The sequence below is a fragment of the Oleiphilus sp. HI0061 genome (assembly GCF_001635675.1).
Genome location: NZ_LWFE01001104.1, coordinates 1 through 4,202, shown reverse-complemented (window position 1 = coordinate 4,202; position 4,202 = coordinate 1). Strand labels below are relative to the sequence as shown.

The following is a 4,202-nucleotide window of genomic DNA, read 5'->3' as shown; positions in this document are numbered from 1 at the left end:
CTCCAGAGTTTCGGCAACGATTACGCCTTTGCCAGCCGCTAAACCGTCGGCTTTAACAACAATCGGGGCACCTTTTTCTTTCAAGTATGCTAAGGCAGGTTCTACTTCCGTAAAATTCTGGTAGTCGGCAGTAGGTATGTTGTGGCGAGCTAAGAAATCTTTAGTGAAAGCTTTAGAGCCTTCTAATTGAGCCGCACCTTTTGAAGGGCCAAAGCAGCGAAGGCCTTCTGCTTCAAAATGGTCAACAACGCCGTCAACTAAAGGCGCTTCTGGGCCGATAATGGTAAGTGCGACTTGATTCTCTTTGGCAAAATCAGACAGCGCTTGAAAGTTCATAACGTCAATGTCGACATTGCTTAATTTGCTGTCTGATGCGGTACCAGCATTTCCTGGTGCAACAAAAACTGTTTCGACGTCTTTATTTTGTGCAGCTTTCCAGGCAAGAGCATGTTCTCTGCCGCCGCTGCCAATGATAAGAATATTCATAGCGTAACCCGATCTAATAATAACTTAATAGCCAGGCGGCTTACGGAGTCGCCTGGAGATGGAAATGGGCGCAAGGATACCTTATTCGAGAGGAGATATAAAAAATAATTGTTCGTAAAATGGGCAAGAGTGGTTTTACGAACAACCAACTCTTATGAATGCTAAGCAGAGTTTGCAAGTTGGGCCAGCTTCTCTCTAGCTTGGTCGCGAATCGGCACAGCCTTATGTTCTTTGTTGTCCATTAATACAAAAGTATTGCTGGCATCTGCGATAATCGTGTTGCTACCTTCCAAGTAGATAGTTTGATCTATTTTACAGCTGGTATTACCTATGCGCATTACCTTGGTATGGATCTCGAGCTGATCATTGAAGAGGCATGGGTGACGATAGTTTATATTGCTATTTACCAAGGTCAGTGTCAGATCAAGCTGTGAGAAAAACTCTATGGCATTGAAGTTTTCAAACAATACCCAGCGAGCTTCTTCGAAAAAGCGGGTATAGCCGTTGTTGTTGAGGTGGCCGTGTTGGTCGAGGTGATAGCCCCTTACTTTAATGCGTACGTAATCTGACACTGTTGTTGCTCCATTAATGATAGAAGTCCGTGGAAGCCTTCGGGCGTCCGATTAATAGGTAAAAATAGTCTAGCGTATATTATTAGGTAGTGCTAACTAGAGGCAGAAGAGTAGATGTATAGCAGGAAGAGTACCGTGCACCAAGTCTCAAACAGAGGCGGGTGCACGGTCATACAGAGCTTATTTGCTTAGTGTCGGAAGTGACGCATTCCGGTAAATACCATTACCAAACCGTGCTCATCAGCTGCATCAATGACTTCTTGATCACGCATTGAACCGCCTGGCTGGATGACACAACTAACGCCGGCATTTGCGGCATTGTCTATGCCGTCTCTGAATGGGAAGAAGGCATCTGAAGCCATCATAGAGCCTTTCACGGCAAGTCCGGCATGCTCAGCTTTGATTGCTGCGATGCGTGCTGAATTGACACGGCTCATTTGCCCGGCACCAATACCGATAGTTTGAGCGCTCTTGCCGTAAACAATCGCATTGGACTTAACCATTTTAGCAACTTTCCAGGTGAATAAGAGGTCATCAATTTCTTCGTCTGTTGGCTGGCGCTTGGAGACAACAGTCAAATCTTCCTTACTGATCATGCCTAAGTCACGATCTTGCACCAGTAAGCCGCCATTGACGCGCTTATAATCGAAAGATGCTGCGCTGTCAGAAAATGCACCGCACTCTAGGAGGCGGACATTTTTCTTAGCGGCTACGGCTTCTTTCGCTTCGGCGCTAACGCTCGGAGCAATAATAACTTCAACAAACTGTCGGTCGACGATAGTTGTCGCGGTTTCCGCATCAAGCTCACGGTTAAAGGCGATGATACCGCCAAAAGCAGATTCAGGGTCCGTTGCATAAGCTTTTTCATAAGCCTCTAGAATAGAGCCGGCTTCTGATACGCCACAAGGGTTTGCGTGCTTGACGATGACACATGCAGGTTCGTCAAATAGCTTTACGGTCTCAAGTGCTGCATCGGTGTCGGCGATATTGTTGAACGAAAGCTCTTTTCCTTGAAGCTGTTTAGCGCCAGAGATTGAATCGGCTGGTGCATTCTTTTCAACATAAAACGCGCTGTTCTGGTGAGGGTTTTCACCATAGCGAAGTTCTTGAGTTTTGTTCATTTGAACGTTAAATGTTCTTGGGAACTCTTTGCTGCCACCTGGAACCAATCGGCCAAAGTAGTTGGCAATCGCGCCGTCGTAGGCAGCTGTATGTTCGTAAGCTTTAATCGCTAGGTCAAAACGTGTTTCCAAACTTGTGCAGGCATCGTTCTCACGCATTTGATCAAGAATGTTCTGGTAGTCGCTCGCATTAACAACGATATTTACGTGTGCATGGTTTTTAGCAGCAGCACGTACCATCGTTGGTCCGCCGATATCAATGTTTTCTACAGCGTCTTCTAGGCTGCAGTCTTCCTTTGCGACAGTTTGTTCAAAAGGGTAGAGGTTAACGACAACCATGTCGATAGCCTTGATCTCATGAGCTTGCATTACTTCGTCATCCTGACCTCTGCGCCCTAAAATTCCGCCGTGAACTTTAGGGTGAAGTGTTTTGACTCGACCGTCCATCATTTCGGGAAAACCGGTATAGTCAGAAACTTCGACAGCAGGAATGCTGTTAGACTGTAGTAATTTGTAGGTTCCGCCCGTTGAAAGTATTTCAACGCCCATATCGTTTAGGGCAGAGGCGAATTCAACGATGCCCGTTTTGTCTGAAACGCTGATTAGCGCTCTTTTCACCTGGACCAGATCGTTAGTATTGCTCATGTTTATTCCAAACCTGTATAAGAAAAATAAAAAACTCTGACTTAAAGTAGACCGTACTGCTTAAGCTTCTTGCGTAAGGTTCCTCTGTTTAAACCAAGTAGAACAGAAGCTTTGGTTTGATTGTTGCGCGTATATTTTAGTACTTGTTCAAGTAGAGGTGCTTCTACTTCTGAGAGAACTAGTTGATAAACATCTGTGACTGGAGCACCGTCAAGTTGTTCAAAGTAGTTGCTCAGCGTCTTCTCAACGCAATCCCTTAAAGTGGCAGCGTTTTCAATTTGAGTTTGACTGGTGTAGGTTTGTTCTTCTTGTTTGTCTGCAGCAAGCGCTTCTATAGTCATGCGGCTATTTCCCCGTTATTGATTTGATTGTTGATTTGCTTTTCGAACTCCGTGCGCACAGCCTCAAGCTGAGCTTCCGGTGTTTCAATTTTATTAAAAAATTGTCTAAATTCTTGGTGATTCGGTCTTGCCTTCAGATACCAGCCGACGTGTTTGCGAGCGATGCGATGACCCATTTTCTCACCATAGAACTGATGTAGTTCTTCTAGGTGATGAAGGATGATATCGCGAACGGTGGCCAACGGTCTTTCTTCACGCTTGGTACCGTGCTTAAGGTAGTGGTTGATATCATCAAAAATCCAAGGGCAGCCTTGTGCAGCTCGACCTATTAGCAGACCGTCAACTCCTGTTTGCTTCAATACCTGTTCTGCTTTCTCGGGCGAATCAATATCGCCGTTAGCAAGAACGGGTATGCTTATCGCCTCTTTTACTTGAGCGATGGTGTCGTATTCAGCTTGTCCTTGGTAAGCGCAAGCTCGAGTTCGGCCGTGAATGGCGAGAGCTGCAATACCGCTTTGCTCTGCCATTTTAGCGATCGTTAATGCATTTCGAGAGTTTTTATCCCAGCCAGTGCGTATTTTTAGCGTCACCGGAATGTCGACAGCCCCAACCACTGCACTTAGGATTTCCTTTACCAGGTCTTCGTCTCTCATCAGTGCAGAGCCTGCTGCTTTGTTACAAACTTTCTTGGCCGGGCAGCCCATATTGATGTCTATGATCTGTGCGCCTCGCTCCTGATTAAGCTCTGCCGCTGTTGCTAGCATTTCTGGATCGCCGCCAGCAATTTGTACAGATATAGGGTCACTCTCACCGGTATGGTCGAGACGATGCATTGACTTGCGTGTTTTCCAAAAACTTGGGTCGGCGATTACCATTTCCGAAACAGCCATAGCTGCGCCGTTGTTCCGGCATAACTGTCGAAAAGGTCTGTCTGTCACGCCAGCCATGGGCGCTAAGATCAATCGATTATCTAATTGATAGGGGCCGATTTTGAGCAAGTCGTTTCTCTGTCAGGTTCAAGGGTGGCTAATTTTGGG

General features: G+C 46.1%; 5 protein-coding genes. All 5 read right to left on the bottom strand.

Annotated features, from left to right (window positions below):
* On the bottom strand, positions 1–486 hold a 486-nt coding region (locus tag A3735_RS15965; protein WP_369820532.1), incomplete at its 3' end, for a phosphoribosylamine--glycine ligase.
* Positions 487–647: 161 nt separating this feature from the next.
* Positions 648–1,058 carry a thioesterase family protein gene (locus tag A3735_RS15960; protein WP_068512175.1) on the bottom strand — a complete coding sequence of 137 codons (411 nt, stop codon included), beginning with the start codon at positions 1,056–1,058 and terminating at the stop codon, positions 648–650.
* Positions 1,059–1,246: 188 nt separating this feature from the next.
* Positions 1,247–2,824 carry a bifunctional phosphoribosylaminoimidazolecarboxamide formyltransferase/IMP cyclohydrolase gene (gene purH, locus A3735_RS15955; protein ID WP_068512178.1) on the bottom strand — a complete coding sequence of 526 codons (1,578 nt, stop codon included), beginning with the start codon at positions 2,822–2,824 and terminating at the stop codon, positions 1,247–1,249.
* A 41-nt stretch (positions 2,825–2,865) separates the two neighbouring features.
* The gene (gene fis / locus A3735_RS15950; protein WP_068506971.1) at positions 2,866–3,165 is read right to left on the bottom strand and encodes a DNA-binding transcriptional regulator Fis; all 300 of its coding nucleotides are present in this window, start codon (positions 3,163–3,165) and stop codon (positions 2,866–2,868) included.
* Positions 3,162–4,112, bottom strand: a complete 951-nt coding sequence (gene dusB / locus A3735_RS15945) for a tRNA dihydrouridine synthase DusB (RefSeq protein ID WP_068512219.1) — start codon at positions 4,110–4,112, stop codon at positions 3,162–3,164. Before dusB ends, fis begins: the two co-directional genes overlap by 4 nt.
* Positions 4,113–4,202 lie beyond the last annotated feature (90 nt).